This window comes from Flavivirga aquatica (assembly GCF_001747085.1).
Taxonomy (GTDB): Bacteria; Bacteroidota; Bacteroidia; order Flavobacteriales; family Flavobacteriaceae; genus Algibacter_C; species Algibacter_C aquatica.
The window spans coordinates 239,454-257,078 of record NZ_MDJD01000054.1 but is presented as its reverse complement, the minus strand read 5'-3'; the positions used below and the strand labels follow the sequence as shown (position 1 = coordinate 257,078).

Below are 17,625 nucleotides of genomic sequence, written 5' to 3'. Positions count from 1 at the left end.
ATATTTTTATTTTCTTGTTGGAAATGAGATTAATACTGAGAATCCTTTTTCAGGTTCGAGAATGTCAATCGTCCCATTGTTGTCATCAATTACTGATTTTACTAAGTACATTCCTAAACCAGTTCCTATTTCTTTACCCTTTCTATCTCTTTTTGCAGTTTTAAATGGTAAAAATATTTCATCTTTATCATCTTCAAATACTTTGTCTAGACCTATTCCATTATCAGAGTATACTATCTCAATTGACTCTTTTTTAAGACAAATATTAATGTCTATTAATCTCTCTTGAGGCTCTGTTAAATTATTAAATGAATCAATAGAATTATTTATTAGATTAGTAAATATGGTAGAAATATCCATTTCAAAAGCTCTAAAATTATAAGAATTTTTCTCAAGATTGTCATCTATATTCAGGTGAATATCCCTTTTTTTGAATATTCTAATCCAAGATTCATTTAAAGATTTAAAGAAAGGGGAGAATTCAAATTTACCTCTTGTCCTTTTGTCTTTTCTTATAGCCGTTAAAGCATAATCTACCCAATGAATAATTTTATCTGAATTTTCATCTAACAATTCAATTATTTCAATACCATCTTTAAACTCAACAGTGTCTTTTTTTTCTTTGGTTGCAATTGCATTAAAAATCTCTTCTAATTCTTTTATCTCGTACGCATTGTCTTTAATTTCCTTTAATTCGTGAGCAAAGGAAGAAACTACAAGTCCTAAACTAGCTAATGACCTAACTTGAACAAGTTCTTTGTTGTCTTCTTCATTCCTTTCATCCTCAATGGCTTTAAAGGTGTCTTTAAAAGTATCTTGATAGGATTTCTTTTCTTCTTCTTCCTTTTTCTCTTCGAATAAATCTTTAGGCTTTCCCTTTTTACCGTAAATTGCTTCTTCTGCTTTTTTTCTATCTGCAACAATTTTATCAGCTAGTTTCTCTGCTCGTTTTTGAATTTCCCTTTCTTTTTTTGCTTCTGCATCTTTTTTATTCTTCAGGTATAGAGGGTTTATAATTTTCGTTCTATCAAATTCAAATTCGTGGATACATCCAATAATTATATCTTTAAACTTATCAAAAGCATCATTTTCCTGTAATGAACCTCTATCTGATTTGTCAATTAGAAGGGGATTGTTTTTTCTAGATATTGTAATGATACCTGCTGTTTGTTCAGGTCTCACTCTCCAATCTCCAATTCTTTGCCCAGCACCAGCTGGACTTTGAGCAACTCTTGCTCCTAATTTCATCCAATCATTATTAGGGTCTCCATATGGCCTTACTCTAAACGAATCCCTATATATTTTAACTCCTCCAAAACGGTCTAAAGTTGATTTTCGTTCACTAGCAACAACTGATTTAAATGGGTATCCTTCTTTAACAGAATTTGAATATTTCAAATAATAAAATGTCAAATTAAAGCTTCCAACAGCTTTCAAAAGTTTTTCACTTGAGTCGGTTGTTTTCCATTTTAAAATTTTATCAATGGGTTTGGAATAACTAAAAACTTTATTTTCTAGAGTTTTTAAATCATAAGGAGAACTTTTCGATTTATATACATCTGGATAGTTCTTTTTTAATGCTTTGATATCTATTTCATTTCTTGTTATCTCAAAATCTACATTTAATGTTTCAGCATTATAAGATGCTTTTAATTTATAATCGAAGTCATTAAAAAATGCAGTTTCAACTTTTCCAAATTCTTTTGGTTGTTGAAAATGGTTAAAGTAAACTTCAAATGGAATATTTAGCTCCTTCGGAGGAATTAACGCCTCCAAGCTTTTAAAAACAGAAGAGGTTTCTTCATTAAACCAATCATCTTTTAAATTTGATATTTTGATAATTGTACCTCTATGAAAATCTATTTTGTCAATTAAATTTTCTACCTGTTCATTATTGTTGGTAAGGCTTCTGATTTTTTCTTTTAATTCAATTTTTATTGGTTCTAATTCTGCTTCAATTTGTGAAATGATTTTTTCTGAATTATCAAATTGATTCCAGTCCATTTTCCAGAAAGAGCCATTTTTATTTTTAGCATTTTTGGAAAGTGTCCACATTTCTGTTTCAAATCCAAGTCTATCTAATGCAAATCGTCCAATTCCTTTTGCTCCTGTTTTTATTCTATCATCATCAGAAACAAAGTCTTTTTCCTTGTTTCCTGTTCCGATTTGCATCCAATGATTTTTAATAACTTCCTCAGTCATTCCTTCACCATTGTCAATTATATATAAGATACTTTTTTCTTTTATAGGGATTTGATGAGTTTTTCCTTCTTTATCTTTTTTTATTTCAGTTGGTACATCAAAAAACACAAAACAATTATTTGCATCTGCATCATAAGAATTTTTTACAAGCTCAATAATAGCACCCTCAGGGTTAGAGAAATTTTCTCTACCCAATAGTTTACCTGCTCTTGCAGAAACTTTAAAAGGTATTTTAGCCATTATTTGCTTGGTAATTTTAATTCAACAAAAATTTCTTTGAACATTTCTCCAGGGTCTACGTCCAATGCTAAAGAAATTAAGTATAATTCCCAAGCTCTAAGTTGAGTAGATGGATTAAGAGTTAATTCGCTGATTCTAGATTTACTAATTCCAGTTTTCTTCGAAATCCCTGCTTTACTTGCCGATTTTTTGGATAAATATTGTCCGAGTTCAGTCATGCTTTTTTTCGATTTTCGGTATTCAAATTTAGTTGTTTCATATTATAGTTTAGAATTTCTGGACTATAATTTTGATTTGTTCCAGAAAGTAATTACCTTAGTCCCAGATAAAAAAACCATAGTTTAGAAAATCTATATAATTCAATATGAGCAAAAGATATACCAAAGCCGATTTAGAAGAAATTGTCTATAAACAGCTAGAAAATTTAAATGCAATGCACGATTTATTGGGTATTATGAAATTTCAAAATGATTTAATTCAAAATATTAACCAAACACTCAGAGAAGAAATCGGTCAATTTAAAGAACAACAAGTAATGTATCCAACAAGAAGAAAGTCAAAATCGTAACTATTGGAAGCGGTGGGGAGATTAAGCTCTTTTGGTTTTTTAGCTTTGGATTGTGTGGTGGCAAAAACCAAATGTGCTTAATGTGCGGTTGGCTTTTTTTTTCGCTTGTGGGTAACGTGTTCGTGTATGGCTAGTTACGTTGGCTAGGTCTAAGTTAACAAAAGAAAACGAACCAGAGGAAAATCCGTAGGATTTTCCAAGTACACACAGAACGAGTAATTAGTTATACACGTTACCTACAGTTTTTTTAATATTCTATTGAACCAAGATTTTTTTTTCTCTAAAATTGGCTTTTCATTATTTTTAATCAAATGCCATATTTCATTCGTAATCATAGGTTTTAGTTTGTCAATTTTCGATTGCATTTCGGCTTGTATTGTTTTTGAATATTTTCCCGTGTTCAAGACACATAAACTATCTTCAATTTCCTCAATAACACTCCATTCACGTTCTGATATTTTTTTTAAATCACTTTTTGCACCTGTTCTGAAATCAGCCATTACATCGTATTGTCCGTTGTATTTTGCGTAAACCTTGTATTTTTCAATTCCGATTAATTCGCTTATTTTTCCAGAAGCTTCTTTTAGTTTGTCCGAATTAAATCCTTTAGTCAATTCGGTCAAGATTAAGTTGTCTTTTATATTATTTTCTAGTCCGTTCAGAGTTTTGTCATCATCGATAATTAGGAAATCTGAAGGTTTAAATTCCGCAATAAATTTTAATATTTCTTCTTTTCTGTTTTTACAATTTGAGTATTCAGGTAAAAATCCGACGATGTCTTTTTTTATTCCACGATTTTTAAAAATCAGATTGAATTCATTTAAAGTTTTTACAGTTCTCCTTGTCGAACTTAACCAAATGTCAAATTCCGCAAGAGTTAGAAGTTGATTTAAGTTCTCAACACAAGATTCGTTAAATTCAGAATATCCATCCGAGTGAATTCGGTCAGCTTTCCACGATGAATTTGTTATTAGTACTCCATCTAAATCTAATATCAAAAGTTTCTTATTTCTCAAATTGTAGGTAACGGCAGTTCGTCTAATAACCTCCGTGTTTTTTAATAGTTCGTACTAAAATACTTTTTTTTACTACACTTATTACATAGCAATTTGCTTTTTTTGATAAAGACTAGAATAAAGAGCTAGAACTCCTAAAAAATCTAATACAGACAACATACCAATATTTATAGCTCTAAAAAGCGTTTGTTTCTTTGTTTTCATTATGTTCCATATTCTTTTCAGGTTATATGCTATGAACATAAACCCTACATCAGCACTTGCTCTTTGCATTGTTTTTTTAGTTAAGATATAGCTAAAGCCCCATTGTCGTTTTATGGTTCCGTAAGGGTGTTCTACAATAGCTTGTCTTTTTTTATATGCCTTGGGATTTTTTAAAACTTGTTGCGCATTTTCTTCTATGTATTTTTGAAATTCACTGCGCTGTATTATCTTTCCATTTACTTTAGAAGTTGTGCATAAGTCCCTCACGGGGCAAGATTTACATTGATTTGTTTTGTACTGTTTAAATCTATAGTTTCTTCCTTTATAAGTGCTTCCATTACTCTTAAGAATATTTCCCTGTGGACACATATAGGTGTCATTTTCTTTATTGTATTTAAAATGTTCAGAGTTGTAGTTTGGGTCTGGAGCTTGTGAGGCTCTCCCAATTCCAGGTATTGCAACCAGTGTTTTTATATTTAATTGATTGGCTGTGCAGAATTCACTTCCTGTGTGATAACCTTTATCATAAAGTGCGGTAAATGTATTGGTGTGTAAGATAGATTTTGCTCTACGCAGCATCTGTCCCATTGCTTTGGAATCATTCTTGTTGGTTACTAGGTAATCAAAAGGGATGTTGTAATCTGCATCTACAGTTGTCTGAACACAGTAGGCAACTTCAGTAATGTTATTACGTATTATTAAGTGCTTGCTATCAGGATCCGAGGTTGATATCTGTGGTTCTCCTGATTCTATTAGTTCTTTTTCAAGTTGCTTATAGTGTTCTCTGCGTCCTTTATGTTTGTCGATATCTTTATTTATTTCTTGCTTTTCACTGTCGCTATCACTTTGCTCGAGTGCTTTATTGTACTGTTGCAGTTTATTATCAATATAATCTAGATGGCGCCCGATTTTTTTTTGGTTAAAATTGTTCTTCTTACTGTTCTGCGCTCTGAGTTTGGTGCTATCTCCAGCAACCAATGTTGCACCTATGAGTCCAAAATTTCGAGCTATTTTAACGGTAGCAAAAAACACTTTTTTAATGGCCTTGGCATTATCTTTTCTAAAATTGCTAATAGTATTATGGTCAGGAGTTAGAGCTTCTAAAAGCCATATCACTTCAATATTTCGTTTGCATTCTTTTTCCAATTGCCTTGAAGAACGCACGCGGTTCATGTAGCCATAAATGTATAGTTTTAGTAAGACAGATGGATTGTAAGCAGGCGGTCCATTTTCTGTAAAAACTGAACGAAAACCAAGTTCGCTCAAGTCAAGTGAATCTACAAATTGATCTATTGACCTCACGCTATTTTCTTGTTCGATGGAATCTTCAAGAGAAACAGGAAAAAGGCAGGTCTGTTTTCGGTCTTTTCCTAGGATGAATTTCATAACATTAAGATACGAAAAAACGAAATATTTACCTAAGAAAATAGGATAAGTTATTAGACAGTCTGACGGTCTCGGCTATGAGTAGTTGCGTGGGTTAGCAATCAACTTCGCAAGTACACACCAAACTGAAAATCCGCGAGGATTTTCAGAAGTAGGCGAGAACAAGCAATTACTTATAGCCATTGTTGTAGCTAGTATTATTCAAGTTTAAATTTATTCTTTATCCAATCAATAGTTTTTTCATTGTAACTATCATTACTTTCCATTTGCAGAACTTTTCGCAATTCTAAACCAACTTTGGTGAAATTGATAACCTTTGTTCTAATCGATGTGTTAATTTTTTCTTCTTTTTGTTTTAGGCAGAATTCCTTATTTCCAAACTTAAAAGGTAATACAAAAAGTATAGGTGGTATTTCTCTCCAAGCGTTTAAGTCATATTGGATTAAACCAGCATCTTGTAATTGTGCAAGATTTGAATAATTTAAATTAAACTCGGATAATCCGTTACTTCCAGGTCCACCAAAAGGTTCACAAATAACACTCGTAAAACTGCTGCCTAGACCTTCAGACTCATAACTAACTGAACAAAAATTTTGAAATATTTTGGCTGTTTTTTGGTCTAGAATCGTTAATGTATGTAATGATTTTGGTCCAAAACTCCCGGGATTTTTAATTTCACCAGCTAATATTTTCGATAATATTAATTGTACTTCTTCATTTGATTTTGTTTCAGAAATTCTTGAAAATAAATCTAGCCAATCTTCATCAATTTCTTGATTAGTATCATTTTCTGGCGGATTTAATTTTAATTCTTCGACAGTCTTGTCAATTACTTTTTCTCTATTTAGTTGTTCTTTTAATAGTTTTGAACCATAATAATTTACAGCTCTATTCATTAATTGCTCATCCTCCATAAACTCGTCAGAAGCTTTTTCTGCCACTTTAGAACGAAATACGTTCAAAGCTACAGTTTCTCCCTTAATTCTTTCAGCTTTTGATTCAAGATAAGCAACTGGTATGTCAACTAATCCTGTAACAAGTCTACCTAGTGATTTCCATAAGTTTTTCTTTATTGCTGGCGGTAATGGAATTCCATCTACAGTTGAAAGTAAATCTTCGGGTTCTATGTTGCTTAATTCTTCTGACATATTATTTAGTGCATCAATTTTTTTCAATATTAGCTACAACGCTTCTTGTATGGTGCCTTTGCATCCCGTAGGGTGCATATGCATTATACAAATTGTTACAAAACGTTATTTTACTATTCCTAAAGAGCTGTCAAATTGTAAGTGATTACTTTTTTGACTTATATTATTTCCATTCACTTTATAACTTTTCATTACGCAATATTTTTGAACTGTAACTGCGGTACCTCGTTCAATATTGCCAATTTCAAAGTCAGATATTTTAAAAATTAATGTATCGTTTAGTACAAGTTTGTAATTGTATTTTGTTTTTAATAAACCTGAAGTGCGCAAATGTAATTCATCTTTGTTACTAACAACAAAAGGATTTACAAAGTCATTTATTAAGTGTGAATTTAATTCGTTTTTATAATCAGTTTTTTTGTATTCATAAATTACAGCTTTTTTAATAGTTGCATGATTTTTATCCCATCCGTAAATAAATATATCCGAGTTCAGGGTAATTGAATCTTTACACTTTTTATCAAAATTACAAGACACCACAGTTATTAAAAATAAGAATAAAACTCTTTTCATATTATTTAAGCTTTAGATAACCATAATAATTATTTCTAAAAGAGGCTTTTGATAATCTCAATTTTTTTTTGTCAATACCTTTATCTCTTTTAAAATCTCCCCAAGTTACAACGTCAAAATTTATATCTGTTACTTCATCATAATCTGTTTCAGTTTTACCTTTAGAATTTAAAATTTCAAGATTATCTTCATATGTTATCCAATGATATTCTCCAAAATCTGTAATATCATAATCAGGTTTATTATACATCATATCTGCGTCAATCATCATACAAATTTCATATCCGTTTTTGTAATCTTTGTCAATATCTTCTTCTAATATTCTGATTTTTTCATCTGAACCAAAGAAATCTCGGATGTAAGACTTGTTTACTTTGTAATAATCCATTTCTACTGTTGTATAGCCTAAAAGTTTCTTTCCTAGATTGGTCATTAACCAAGGCCAATTTATGGCACTTGCATCTTGTCCTTTTTTACCTGTATAACCAAAATCACTTTCTTTACTCCTTGTGGTTGCCATAGTAATCCAATCAACCTCTGGAATCCAAGGGTGTTCTTTAGAAGTTTTAGGATTTGTATTGTACATTTCTTCTTTTACATCTTCATCGGGTTCTACAGTATATCCATTATGAGTAGCTTTTCCTGTTCTATGAAGTGTTTCAGCAAGTGTTTTGTAACCTTGCTTATCATTTTTAGCAAAGATGTAAAATAAACAAGCCATACCACAAAGCGAAGTCCCTCCTTGATTTATTTTCCAAGGTTTCTCTAATCTTTCTTCTATTTGTTGTTCTACGATTTTTCTATCAAACCATTTAAAACGGTAATGATGAAATACTTCTAATTCAGCTTCATTTTCTTTTTTTTCAATGTAGGCATAAAAGGTAATAGAATAACCACAATAATCTAAGTCGTCAGTTTTAAAAGTAATTTCTTCTCCAGTTTGTTTTATGTTTCCAATAACAGTTTCATTTTCTTTTACATAACTGTAGCACCATTTAATACTATTTAAATTTTCGGGAGCTTTATTATTTCTGAATTTGCTAGCTTTTAAAGTGTATTCTTTGTTATGTATTATACCTTTTTCATTGTTTTCTCCTGAGTTTGTAGAGCCTTCATCTAAATTTAATATTTTAATTTCTTCTACAAAATATTGTTTTTTATTTTCTGTGGCAATAATAGGTGTTTTGTAAGGTTCAGGCTCAGTATGACTTATATTCCAGGATTTTAGATGCAAATGGCCATAGTTTTGTATCGCTGGCGAAAGCACTAAATATGTCATCATTGGGGTTTCTCCTTCTGTATAAAAAACAGTCTTTATTTCTTTTATTATTGTATCGGCAAATTTCCATCGCTTAATTATATCACTACTAGCATCATAGAAGATTATTTCTCCTTCATCCATAGGATAACCCATTTTGTATCGGTTATAATCTATTGTTGTAATGCGTTCTTCAAACCTATTGTCGTCTGGGTGTGTAGCGAATTCTAGTACTAACATTCCGCCTAAAGGAATTGAAGCAGGCATTCCGTTCCACGCCCAAAATTCTTTTTTGTATTTTACTGATATTCGAATTAGATCTCTTTCTTGTCCTAAAAAGTGAAGTGTTGCAGTTGCCATGGTTCTTTATCTCTGAGTTCGGTTCTAATGTTTTGTAACGGCAGTTCGTCTAATAACCTCCGTGTTTTTTAATAGTTCGTACTAAAATACTTTTTTTTACTACACTTATTACATAGCAATTTGCTTTTTTTGATAAAGACTAGAATAAAGAGCTAGAACTCCTAAAAAATCTAATACAGACAACATACCAATATTTATAGCTCTAAAAAGCGTTTGTTTCTTTGTTTTCATTATGTTCCATATTCTTTTCAGGTTATATGCTATGAACATAAACCCTACATCAGCACTTGCTCTTTGCATTGTTTTTTGAATGAGTGAATTACATTATGTGTTCCGTTTCCTGAATAAGCGACTTGCAAAATGGGTACGCAACAAATATCGGAGATTTAGGCGTAAACATTGGTTTGCAGCTTACAAATGGTTACAGGAAACTGCTAAGCAGTACCCAAATATGTTTGTACATTGGCAATATGGATTTACACCTTGACTTGACTTGTTAAGAAGAGCCGTATGATGGGAGACTATCACGTACGGTTCTGTGAGAGGTTTAGGGGTGAGATTCCCCTTTACCTACTCGACTTTAGCTATTTGTTTTTTCATTTTTTTCTTTATATAATTTAACGAAATTGTAAGAAGGTAGGATTATAGAATCATATCCTGAATTTAACGTTATATTTGAGATATATGCCCTTACATAAGGGAAAGCTATGGCAGGAGCGCTTACATTGATAAAAGTAGAACTTTTAAATTCCTCTGATACATCTTGATTTAATACAAAATGATTATGAGCTTCAATACTTAAATGAAAATCTCTTTCTTTGTTAAATAATTTCAAATTAAATATTATCACAAAACTATCAGACTTATCTTCAGAAAAACCTGTTTTTATTTCAAGTTCACTTTCTATTTCGTTAGCAATAGATTTATCATAACCACCAATTTTCATAGTAGTTTCTTTGACTTGTAAGCCTAAATATTGTATTTGAATTGCTTTTTCCATTAAGCAGCTTCATTATAAAATTCATCTTCACCAAAAGAACAATGCATATTTAAAAAATCTATTTCACTAGGTTTTTCAATAGTTATTTTTACTCTTTTACCGTTAATAAAGTTCTCGTTTTCAATTCTTTTCTCATCAAAACTTAACCAAGACTCTATTTTTTTATTGTCGTATTGAGATAAAATCTCATCAACTTTACCTCTTAAGTCTTTGTAATTCAACATAATAATGTTTTTATGATTGTTCATCTAAATATAATGCAAAGTTATCAATTATTTTTAAATCAAAGCATACCATTTGTATTCTTTTCACATAATATAAATCGGGTATGTCACTGTAGATTCTTGTTCTGTCTTTTTTGTTCATTGGTTTATCATCATAAATTATACCATTAATTGCTAATTTGGAGTATACTTCATCAGATAAGAATCTATTTACAGTTTCTAGCGTAATGGGTTTTCTCTGTTTTTTTAATACTAAAAATGCTTTTTCAATATTCTCTTTGAAAAAATCATAACCTCCTTCATCAAAAACAGTATCGATAAAATTATCTGTATTTATTTCTGCTTCATATATTGTATAATAGCCAGGATACTTTCTGTAATTTTTCTTAAAATCTTCACCCCAATAATGTGCAAATTGAATATCTGTCCAAAAATAATATCCAATTCCTAACCAAGCATTTTTAGCTAAACATTTGATTGGGTTTTCTAGAGGCTGCTCATCTGGTCTATATTCTTGAGTGTGATATCCTTTTTTCATTTATTCAGCAATGTAATTTTTATTATGTTTTATCTTTTCTGAACTATTTCAAAAATATAAAAGATTATTTAAATAAATCTGTTTTTCTCAAAATATGGAGTAATTACAGCTAACGGTTTTGGCTTAAGGTTAGTGTGGGGGAGATAAATCAGCGATTTATCGGATACGCACTAAGCTGAAGCCTTTTTGTTTAGTTTTTAATTTGATGTCAAAAGCTAAATCGAAAAGGATTTAGCTACTTAGTAAATATACACAAAACATCGGATTAGAAATCAAACCCACATTAACTTTAGCCGTTGTTGTACACTGTTTATTTCTGATCTTTGATTGATCTCAATGTATATTTGTCATAAGAAATAACATCAAATATTTTCGACTGACCTGTATTTAACCATTTTTTATATATCAATTTTCCATTCATATAAACATAAATTTCATTGTCTTTTGTTTTTTCTGTAAATACCATTTCATTATTTTTTAAATGAATTTTATATATTTTGAATATTCTGCAAAAGAGATTTTAGAGATTTTTTTCGAATCCGTATATAGTTCAATACTAACCATTTGATGTATGTGTATCATTAAACTATTTATTTCTTCAGTATATTTGGAGTTATCATATAATTCTTTGTATTCCTTAAACTCTTCAATTGTAATATATTTCCAGTCTTCAGAGTTACTTTTAAAATCAGTTTCTTCAAGTATACTTTCGGGTAAAATTTCACAATATTTGTAAAACCATTCATCTATATAATCCCAACGATTACTTTCTTTTAAAAAATTAAGTATTATTAACCATTTTGTTTCGTGTAAATTATGTTTTAAAATATACGACTCGAATAATGAAATACAATTATTGAGTTTTTCATTCAATGTTATTTTTTTAAACTCAGTAAAATTTAGTTTATTCATTCTCAAATAGTGTACAACGGCAGTTCGTCTAATAACCTCCGTGTTTTTTAATAGTTCGTACTAAAATACTTTTTTTTACTACACTTATTACATAGCAATTTGCTTTTTTTGATAAAGACTAGAATAAAGAGCTAGAACTCCTAAAAAATCTAATACAGACAACATACAAATATTTATAGCTCTAAAAAGCGTTTGTTTCTTTGTTTTCATTATGTTCCATATTCTTTTCAGGTTATATGCTATGAACATAAACCCTACATCAGCACTTGCTCTTTGCATTGTTTTTTTAGTTAAGATATAGCTAAAGCCCCATTGTCGTTTTATGGTTCCGTAAGGGTGTTCTACAATAGCTTGTCTTTTTTTATATGCCTTGGGATTTTTTAAAACTTGTTGCGCATTTTCTTCTATGTATTTTTGAAATTCACTGCGCTGTATTACCTTTCCATTTACTTTAGAAGTTGTGCATAAGTCCCTCACGGGGCAAGATTTACATTGATTTGTTTTGTACTGTTTAAATCTATAGTTTCTTCCTTTATAAGTGCTTCCATTACTCTTAAGAATATTTCCCTGTGGACACATATAGGTGTCATTTTCTTTATTGTATTTAAAATGTTCAGAGTTGTAGTTTGGGTCTGGAGCTTGTGAGGCTCTCCCAATTCCAGGTATTGCAACCAGTGTTTTTATATTTAATTGATTGGCTGTGCAGAATTCACTTCCTGTGTGATAACCTTTATCATAAAGTGCGGTAAATGTATTGGTGTGTAAGATAGATTTTGCTCTACGCAGCATCTGTCCCATTGCTTTGGAATCATTCTTGTTGGTTACTAGGTAATCAAAAGGGATGTTGTAATCTGCATCTACAGTGGTCTGAACACAGTAGGCAACTTCAGTAATGTTATTACGTATTATTAAGTGCTTGCTATCAGGATCCGAGGTTGATATCTGTGGTTCTCCTGATTCTATTAGTTCTTTTTCAAGTTGCTTATAGTGTTCTCTGCGTCCTTTATGTTTGTCGATATCTTTATTTATTTCTTGCTTTTCACTGTCGCTATCACTTTGCTCGAGTGCTTTATTGTACTGTTGCAGTTTATTATCAATATAATCTAGATGGCGCCCGATTTTCTTTTGGTTAAAATTGTTCTTCTTACTGTTCTGCGCTCTGAGTTTGGTGCTATCTCCAGCAACCAATGTTGCACCTATGAGTCCAAAATTTCGAGCTATTTTAACGGTAGCAAAAAACACTTTTTTAATGGCCTTGGCATTATCTTTTCTAAAATTGCTAATAGTATTATGGTCAGGAGTTAGAGCTTCTAAAAGCCATATCACTTCAATATTTCGTTTGCATTCTTTTTCCAATTGCCTTGAAGAACGCACGCGGTTCATGTAGCCATAAATGTATAGTTTTAGTAAGACAGATGGATTGTAAGCAGGCGGTCCATTTTCTGTAAAAACTGAACGAAAACCAAGTTCGCTCAAGTCAAGTGAATCTACAAATTGATCTATTGACCTCACGCTATTTTCTTGTTCGATGGAATCTTCAAGAGAAACAGGAAAAAGGCAGGTCTGTTTTCGGTCTTTTCCTAGGATGAATTTCATAACATTAAGATACGAAAAAACGAAATATTTACCTAAGAAAATAGGATAAGTTATTAGACAGTCTGACGGCTCCGTATATGAAAAGTAGCGCTGAAAATAAGCGGTTACTTTTCGGATTAAACACAAGCCGAATTTTTAAATTTTACTATTTATCTTTTTATTGGGAATCGTCAAATTTAAAAATTTGGCGACTTTCCAAAAATCCTTAAGCCTTAGTGTTAGCCAAGACTTGCGCTATTTTTTATATACATTGTTGTGGTGCGTTTTTTCGCCCAAACTTGCTTTATAAGCTATCGGTTTCAAATTTCCATTTGCTTTTAATTCCAAAATTGGATTTCTCAAAACCTTAAATACTTTTCCCTCTTTTTTTTCAAGGTTTGTAACGTGAACAAAATATATAAATGCCTCTTCTCCTAATTGTTTAAGAGTGCAATATTCATTCTCGGTTATGAAAAAGTCTAAATTATTATTTAATGATGACTTTACTTCTATATAACGGTTGTCTTTTTTGACTAAACAGTTTATATCAAAGCCAGCTCCAGAATTTTTCTTAGAAGTGTGTTCAATATATTTTTCAGGGTTTTTAATTCCAGATATTTCAATTCTATTTAGTTCAAAACGTAACGCAATTTCTTCTCCAACTGCTCCAATTACACTTTGCAGTTTTAATTGTTCTTCTAGAGTTTTTGGGTCAATAAATTTCTTTCTTTTTGACGGAACTTTTTTCTTTTGAGTTATAGTTATAAAAGATGCGTTATTCAGAGTGTAATTAGGATGAAATTCAGTTATCCAATTGTCAAATTCTTCTCTTATTTCTGAGTTTACCTTGTTACGTGGAACCCAATCTTTCCCCGTTATTCTGGCGATATGCTTTTGTGTATTTCCTCCATTTGTTTTATACCTGTAACTAGATATATATTCTTCAATGGTTATATTCTTAAATGCACAAAACTTTGAAAGACCGAAAATGTGGTTTTTACCATTTTGAATATGTACAAAGTATTTAGGTGCATTTCCGATTGTCGCTTTCCAAAATTCATGTTTACTGAAAAACTCAATTGTTGATTCAGCTAATTCTTTTTCATTATCTACAAATTTGTAATCAAGCTTTTTTGAAGAAAGTTCTCTTTTGTAATTTTTGTAATGTAGGTAAATCTCTTTTTTTAAGGGTTTCCATAGCGTTATATTAGTGTCGATAACTTCAAAAATTTTACCGTGATTTTTTTCGCCAAAATTTTTCATTTGGTCGAAATTGGTTTTAAAAGTTCTTAAATGTTTACACTTTTCAGCAAGATGTTCATATTTGACAGTTTCGTATTCTTCTTCTAATTTTAAATAGTTAAGTAAAATTTGTGAATTAATTCGATGTCCATTTTTAAACCATCGTGGAAGTTTAGAAACTACTTTATTTATTTGATAAATTTCATTTCCGTCACTCATTTTTTGCAATCATTTTGATTTTAGCTGGATGTTTGTTTTAATGCACCACAACGTTATCGTGTAAGGAAAGTACGGGTTTGTAAGCTGTGATTTTCCGAAGGAAAATCAGAAGCAAGCAAAATAAGTACAGACCTTACGATTAAGGATTAAAAATAGTATTTTTTTTACACATTGTTAGCTTTAGTTATTCTTAATTTCTCAAGCTATCACTAATTCTTTTTAAAGCAAAAACAACATTTTGTATATCTTTTCTATCAAAAGTATCCTCTTCTATATAAAACAACATCTCAACTCCCTTATCCAAACATTCTGCGAATTCTTCAGGAGATAGAAAAGAATCATCAACTAATTTTGAAAAATCTATTTTTTGTTTTTTCATAAAACTTGTCATATATGACATTAATATATGCAAATATAAACCTTTTCTTGATTTGTCAAATATGGCAAGTATGAAAAAGTCAGAAGTTTTAAAAATTGTAGGTCAGAACATAAAAAGAATTAGACTTGAAAAAGGTTTAACACAGGTGGATTTGGTCGGTAGAATCGAGGCGAGAATTGATACAACAAATATTTCAAGAATTGAGCAGGGAAGGACTAATGCCACTATTCATACTTTATTCAAGATAAGTCAAGCTTTAGAAGTTCCTTTGTCGGAAATATGTGATGTGTATTTTTCTAAAAGCGTATAGTTTTTTACTTATCCGCTCCAATTGCATTTAGTCTCCGCACTACAAATCAGTCCGACGCAACAGTAGGCGCACTGCTTTGGTCAGTCCGTATTTTTTGAGATTAATTTTTGAAGTCCGTTTTATTTACTTTTGAGTGAGTTAATTAAAGCTAACGGCTACGTATAAGAAAAGTAGGGCGGTTGTATGCGATACTTTTCGGATTATGTACAAGCCGAATTTTTAAATTTTGTTAATTATCTTTTCTCTTTTCAATTACACCAAATTTAAAAATTTGGCGACTTGTCAAATACACACAGACCTCTCGATTAAGCACTTTTTGCCCTATTTTTTTTATACATTGTTACCTGTAGTGGTGTGTCCTGCGTTGCTTCGGGAAACAATTTAGTAAAATAGATTATGAGCAACAAACTGTAATTGAGATGAGAGGCTCATTTTTTTTCAGGAACGAGCTTGATAAAGAAAATCAAGAAGGACTCACACAAAGAAAAAGAAAATGAGAATTGGTCTCTCGACTGGGATGTTAGGCATATCAGTCAAACCGCCTTATGGGGCTTGCTTTTCACGGGTTGGTCTTGAGCGATAAGGTAAAAGGCGCTACCATTCTTGTATTATGAGTAGTATGCTATGGTGGGAGTAAAGAAGCTGAAAGAGAAGAGATTTAACCCTTGTAGAAGTGTCGTAAACAACTTTAGTATTGTCAAAATCGAGGGATGGGCGGTCTTGCGAGAGAGAACTTGACGGGAGTAACCTATGTATTGGTCAAGTGGCAATCGGCATAAAGAGGGCAGGAGGTTTACTAGATGGCTCAATTACGGAACAGGAGAAGCTAAATAATAGTGCAAAAATTCCATAACCCCGAAGGGCAAGGAAGAAAGTAGCGATACTATTATTTAGTGGCGGATTAGCCCGTAGTAGTGAAGAAGTATTTGTAATGGATATGGAGCGAAGGGGCTGACTTAACAGTTTTAATTTGTATTACAACTAAGATTTTTTTTTTTAGGATGATTTTCAAGGAGAAACAAAAGTCGCAACCGATATCAAAGCGACAGGTAATGGAAGCCTTTAAAAAGGTACGCAGTAACAAAGGCGGATCAGGAGTTGATGATTTATCAATTAGAGAAGTGCAATCACGCCCTATTAAATATTTGTATCCTGTATGGAATAGATTGGCAAGTGGTAGTTATTTTCCAAAACCTGTACGCGAGGTAGAGATACCCAAAACAGATGGTCGTATAAGGAAGCTAGGTATTCCAACGGTGCAAGACCGAACGGCTCAAATGGTAATTCGAGAGGAATTAGAACAGATTGTGGATAAACAATTTAGTAAAAATTCCTTTGGTTATCGTCCAGGTAAATCATCGCATCATGCCATTAAACAATGCAGGAAAAACTGTATGGAGATGGATTGGGCAATTGATTTGGACATCAAGAGTTTTTTTGATGATATAGACCACACATTGATGCTTCAGGCATTAGGTCATTTTACCAAGAAGAAGCACATTCACTTGTATGTAAAACGTTGGTTGGAAGCATCAGTCCAGAAGAAAGATGGCACAATACATCCACGAATCAAAGGCACCCCACAGGGAGGAGTAATCAGTCCATTACTGGCAAACATCTTCCTGCATATAGTTTTTGATAGTTGGATAGAAACGCACCATCCCGAAGTAAAGTTTGAGCGTTATGCAGATGATATTATTATTCATTGCGATAATTTCAAACAAGCCCTGCGGACTTTGGAAGCGGTAAAAGCTCGATTATTCCAATGTAAATTGGAGATAAAATCGGGTAAAAGCAATATCGTTTATTGCAAACGCAACCAAAAGAAGCATCCCCCATTTAAGGTTCATTATGTAACATTCGATTTTCTAGGATTTACATTTAAGCCACGAATGGTAAAGGGTTACTTTGGTAATTTTCATTTGGGTTTTACACCATCTATTAGTCGTACGAGTCAGAAACGTATCAATCAAACCTTGTTTAAGATGAAACTCCATCGTATGGTTCACTTACGCCTGTTAGATTTGGCAGGCATTATAGCAGATAAAGTACGGGGTTGGATTCATTATTACGGTAAAGTTAGAATGAGTGAATTACATTATGTGTTCCGTTTCCTGAATAAGCGACTTGCAAAATGGGTACGCAACAAATATCGGAGATTTAGGCGTAAACATTGGTTTGCAGCTTACAAATGGTTACAGGAAACTGCTAAGCAGTACCCAAATATGTTTGTACATTGGCAATATGGATTTACACCTTGACTTGACTTGT

At 31.7% G+C, this 17,625-nt stretch carries 19 protein-coding genes; 4 read left to right on the top strand and 15 right to left on the bottom strand.

Annotated elements, in window-relative coordinates; translation table 11 throughout:
• Positions 1-6: 6 nt before the first annotated feature.
• Positions 7-2,442, bottom strand: a complete 2,436-nt coding sequence (locus tag A8C32_RS15515; RefSeq protein WP_069831325.1) for a sensor histidine kinase — start codon at positions 2,440-2,442, stop codon at positions 7-9.
• Positions 2,442-2,660, bottom strand: a complete 219-nt coding sequence (locus A8C32_RS15510) for a helix-turn-helix domain-containing protein (RefSeq protein WP_069831324.1) — start codon at positions 2,658-2,660, stop codon at positions 2,442-2,444. Before A8C32_RS15510 ends, A8C32_RS15515 begins: the two co-directional genes overlap by 1 nt.
• Positions 2,661-2,806: 146 nt before the next feature.
• On the opposite strand from A8C32_RS15510, the gene A8C32_RS15505 reads away from it, so the two are divergent.
• Positions 2,807-3,010, top strand: a complete 204-nt coding sequence (locus A8C32_RS15505; protein ID WP_069831323.1) for a hypothetical protein — start codon at positions 2,807-2,809, stop codon at positions 3,008-3,010.
• A gap of 236 nt (positions 3,011-3,246) precedes the next feature.
• On the opposite strand, the gene A8C32_RS15500 is transcribed toward A8C32_RS15505, so the two are convergent.
• From A8C32_RS15500 to A8C32_RS15475, 6 genes are all read right to left on the bottom strand, one after another.
• Positions 3,247-4,008: an HAD domain-containing protein gene (locus A8C32_RS15500; protein WP_123803456.1), complete on the bottom strand. Its 762-nt coding sequence runs from the start codon at positions 4,006-4,008 to the stop codon at positions 3,247-3,249.
• A 99-nt stretch (positions 4,009-4,107) separates the two neighbouring features.
• Positions 4,108-5,616, bottom strand: coding sequence for an IS1182 family transposase (locus A8C32_RS15495; RefSeq protein ID WP_069831321.1), 1,509 nt, complete (start codon positions 5,614-5,616; stop codon positions 4,108-4,110).
• A 197-nt stretch (positions 5,617-5,813) separates the two neighbouring features.
• Positions 5,814-6,764 (bottom strand): DUF2806 domain-containing protein, encoded by a 951-nt coding sequence (locus A8C32_RS15490; protein WP_123803455.1) that lies wholly within the window; start codon positions 6,762-6,764, stop codon positions 5,814-5,816.
• A gap of 105 nt (positions 6,765-6,869) precedes the next feature.
• Positions 6,870-7,337 (bottom strand): hypothetical protein, encoded by a 468-nt coding sequence (locus A8C32_RS15485; RefSeq protein WP_069831319.1) that lies wholly within the window; start codon positions 7,335-7,337, stop codon positions 6,870-6,872.
• 1 nt (position 7,338) lies between these two features.
• Positions 7,339-8,955 (bottom strand): type VI secretion system tube protein TssD, encoded by a 1,617-nt coding sequence (tssD, locus tag A8C32_RS15480; RefSeq protein WP_069831318.1) that lies wholly within the window; start codon positions 8,953-8,955, stop codon positions 7,339-7,341.
• Between the two features lie 108 nt (positions 8,956-9,063).
• Complete coding sequence (locus A8C32_RS15475) at positions 9,064-9,255, bottom strand: hypothetical protein (RefSeq protein WP_069831317.1); 192 nt, start codon at positions 9,253-9,255, stop codon at positions 9,064-9,066.
• Between the two features lie 10 nt (positions 9,256-9,265).
• Between A8C32_RS15475 and A8C32_RS20765 the strand changes: the two genes are divergently transcribed.
• On the top strand, positions 9,266-9,442 hold the full coding sequence (locus A8C32_RS20765; RefSeq protein ID WP_165605806.1) for a hypothetical protein: 177 nt from the start codon (positions 9,266-9,268) through the stop codon (positions 9,440-9,442).
• Positions 9,443-9,535: 93 nt separating this feature from the next.
• Here A8C32_RS20765 and A8C32_RS15470 read toward each other — a convergent pair whose 3' ends face one another.
• The 7 genes from A8C32_RS15470 to A8C32_RS15440 form a co-directional block, all read right to left on the bottom strand.
• Positions 9,536-9,955 (bottom strand): protein-export chaperone SecB, encoded by a 420-nt coding sequence (locus tag A8C32_RS15470; protein WP_069831316.1) that lies wholly within the window; start codon positions 9,953-9,955, stop codon positions 9,536-9,538.
• Positions 9,955-10,179 carry a hypothetical protein gene (locus A8C32_RS15465; RefSeq protein WP_123803453.1) on the bottom strand — a complete coding sequence of 75 codons (225 nt, stop codon included), beginning with the start codon at positions 10,177-10,179 and terminating at the stop codon, positions 9,955-9,957. Before A8C32_RS15465 ends, A8C32_RS15470 begins: the two co-directional genes overlap by 1 nt.
• Positions 10,180-10,189: 10 nt before the next feature.
• Positions 10,190-10,717 carry a hypothetical protein gene (locus A8C32_RS15460; protein ID WP_069831314.1) on the bottom strand — a complete coding sequence of 176 codons (528 nt, stop codon included), beginning with the start codon at positions 10,715-10,717 and terminating at the stop codon, positions 10,190-10,192.
• A 477-nt stretch (positions 10,718-11,194) separates the two neighbouring features.
• Positions 11,195-11,629 (bottom strand): hypothetical protein, encoded by a 435-nt coding sequence (locus A8C32_RS15455; RefSeq protein ID WP_069831313.1) that lies wholly within the window; start codon positions 11,627-11,629, stop codon positions 11,195-11,197.
• A gap of 87 nt (positions 11,630-11,716) precedes the next feature.
• A complete protein-coding gene (locus tag A8C32_RS15450; RefSeq protein ID WP_069831312.1) occupies positions 11,717-13,225 on the bottom strand; it encodes an IS1182 family transposase in 1,509 nt (502 codons plus the stop codon).
• Between the two features lie 234 nt (positions 13,226-13,459).
• Positions 13,460-14,665, bottom strand: coding sequence for a protein NO VEIN domain-containing protein (locus A8C32_RS15445; protein ID WP_069831311.1), 1,206 nt, complete (start codon positions 14,663-14,665; stop codon positions 13,460-13,462).
• A 190-nt stretch (positions 14,666-14,855) separates the two neighbouring features.
• Positions 14,856-15,044, bottom strand: coding sequence for a hypothetical protein (locus tag A8C32_RS15440; RefSeq protein ID WP_083253444.1), 189 nt, complete (start codon positions 15,042-15,044; stop codon positions 14,856-14,858).
• Between the two features lie 70 nt (positions 15,045-15,114).
• Here A8C32_RS15440 and A8C32_RS15435 point away from each other — a divergent pair, with 70 nt between their 5' ends.
• Together A8C32_RS15435 and ltrA are read left to right on the top strand one after the other, a co-directional pair.
• Positions 15,115-15,354, top strand: a complete 240-nt coding sequence (locus A8C32_RS15435) for a helix-turn-helix domain-containing protein (RefSeq protein WP_069832071.1) — start codon at positions 15,115-15,117, stop codon at positions 15,352-15,354.
• Between the two features lie 1,052 nt (positions 15,355-16,406).
• On the top strand, positions 16,407-17,615 hold the full coding sequence (ltrA, locus tag A8C32_RS15430; protein ID WP_165605804.1) for a group II intron reverse transcriptase/maturase: 1,209 nt from the start codon (positions 16,407-16,409) through the stop codon (positions 17,613-17,615).
• Positions 17,616-17,625 lie beyond the last annotated feature (10 nt).

Coding starts and splice junctions, on each gene's coding strand:
- A8C32_RS15515 (WP_069831325.1), bottom strand. CDS start 2,442: ATGGCTAAAATACCTTTTAAAGTTTCTGCAAGAGCAGGTAAACTATTG.
- A8C32_RS15510 (WP_069831324.1), bottom strand. CDS start 2,660: ATGACTGAACTCGGACAATATTTATCCAAAAAATCGGCAAGTAAAGCA.
- A8C32_RS15505 (WP_069831323.1), top strand. CDS start 2,807: ATGAGCAAAAGATATACCAAAGCCGATTTAGAAGAAATTGTCTATAAA.
- A8C32_RS15495 (WP_069831321.1), bottom strand. CDS start 5,616: ATGAAATTCATCCTAGGAAAAGACCGAAAACAGACCTGCCTTTTTCCT.
- A8C32_RS15490 (WP_123803455.1), bottom strand. CDS start 6,764: ATGTCAGAAGAATTAAGCAACATAGAACCCGAAGATTTACTTTCAACT.
- A8C32_RS15485 (WP_069831319.1), bottom strand. CDS start 7,337: ATGAAAAGAGTTTTATTCTTATTTTTAATAACTGTGGTGTCTTGTAAT.
- tssD (WP_069831318.1), bottom strand. CDS start 8,955: ATGGCAACTGCAACACTTCACTTTTTAGGACAAGAAAGAGATCTAATT.
- A8C32_RS15475 (WP_069831317.1), bottom strand. CDS start 9,255: ATGCAAAGAGCAAGTGCTGATGTAGGGTTTATGTTCATAGCATATAAC.
- A8C32_RS20765 (WP_165605806.1), top strand. CDS start 9,266: ATGAGTGAATTACATTATGTGTTCCGTTTCCTGAATAAGCGACTTGCA.
- A8C32_RS15470 (WP_069831316.1), bottom strand. CDS start 9,955: ATGGAAAAAGCAATTCAAATACAATATTTAGGCTTACAAGTCAAAGAA.
- A8C32_RS15465 (WP_123803453.1), bottom strand. CDS start 10,179: ATGTTGAATTACAAAGACTTAAGAGGTAAAGTTGATGAGATTTTATCT.
- A8C32_RS15460 (WP_069831314.1), bottom strand. CDS start 10,717: ATGAAAAAAGGATATCACACTCAAGAATATAGACCAGATGAGCAGCCT.
- A8C32_RS15455 (WP_069831313.1), bottom strand. CDS start 11,629: ATGAATAAACTAAATTTTACTGAGTTTAAAAAAATAACATTGAATGAA.
- A8C32_RS15450 (WP_069831312.1), bottom strand. CDS start 13,225: ATGAAATTCATCCTAGGAAAAGACCGAAAACAGACCTGCCTTTTTCCT.
- A8C32_RS15445 (WP_069831311.1), bottom strand. CDS start 14,665: ATGAGTGACGGAAATGAAATTTATCAAATAAATAAAGTAGTTTCTAAA.
- A8C32_RS15440 (WP_083253444.1), bottom strand. CDS start 15,044: ATGAAAAAACAAAAAATAGATTTTTCAAAATTAGTTGATGATTCTTTT.
- A8C32_RS15435 (WP_069832071.1), top strand. CDS start 15,115: ATGAAAAAGTCAGAAGTTTTAAAAATTGTAGGTCAGAACATAAAAAGA.
- ltrA (WP_165605804.1), top strand. CDS start 16,407: ATGGAAGCCTTTAAAAAGGTACGCAGTAACAAAGGCGGATCAGGAGTT.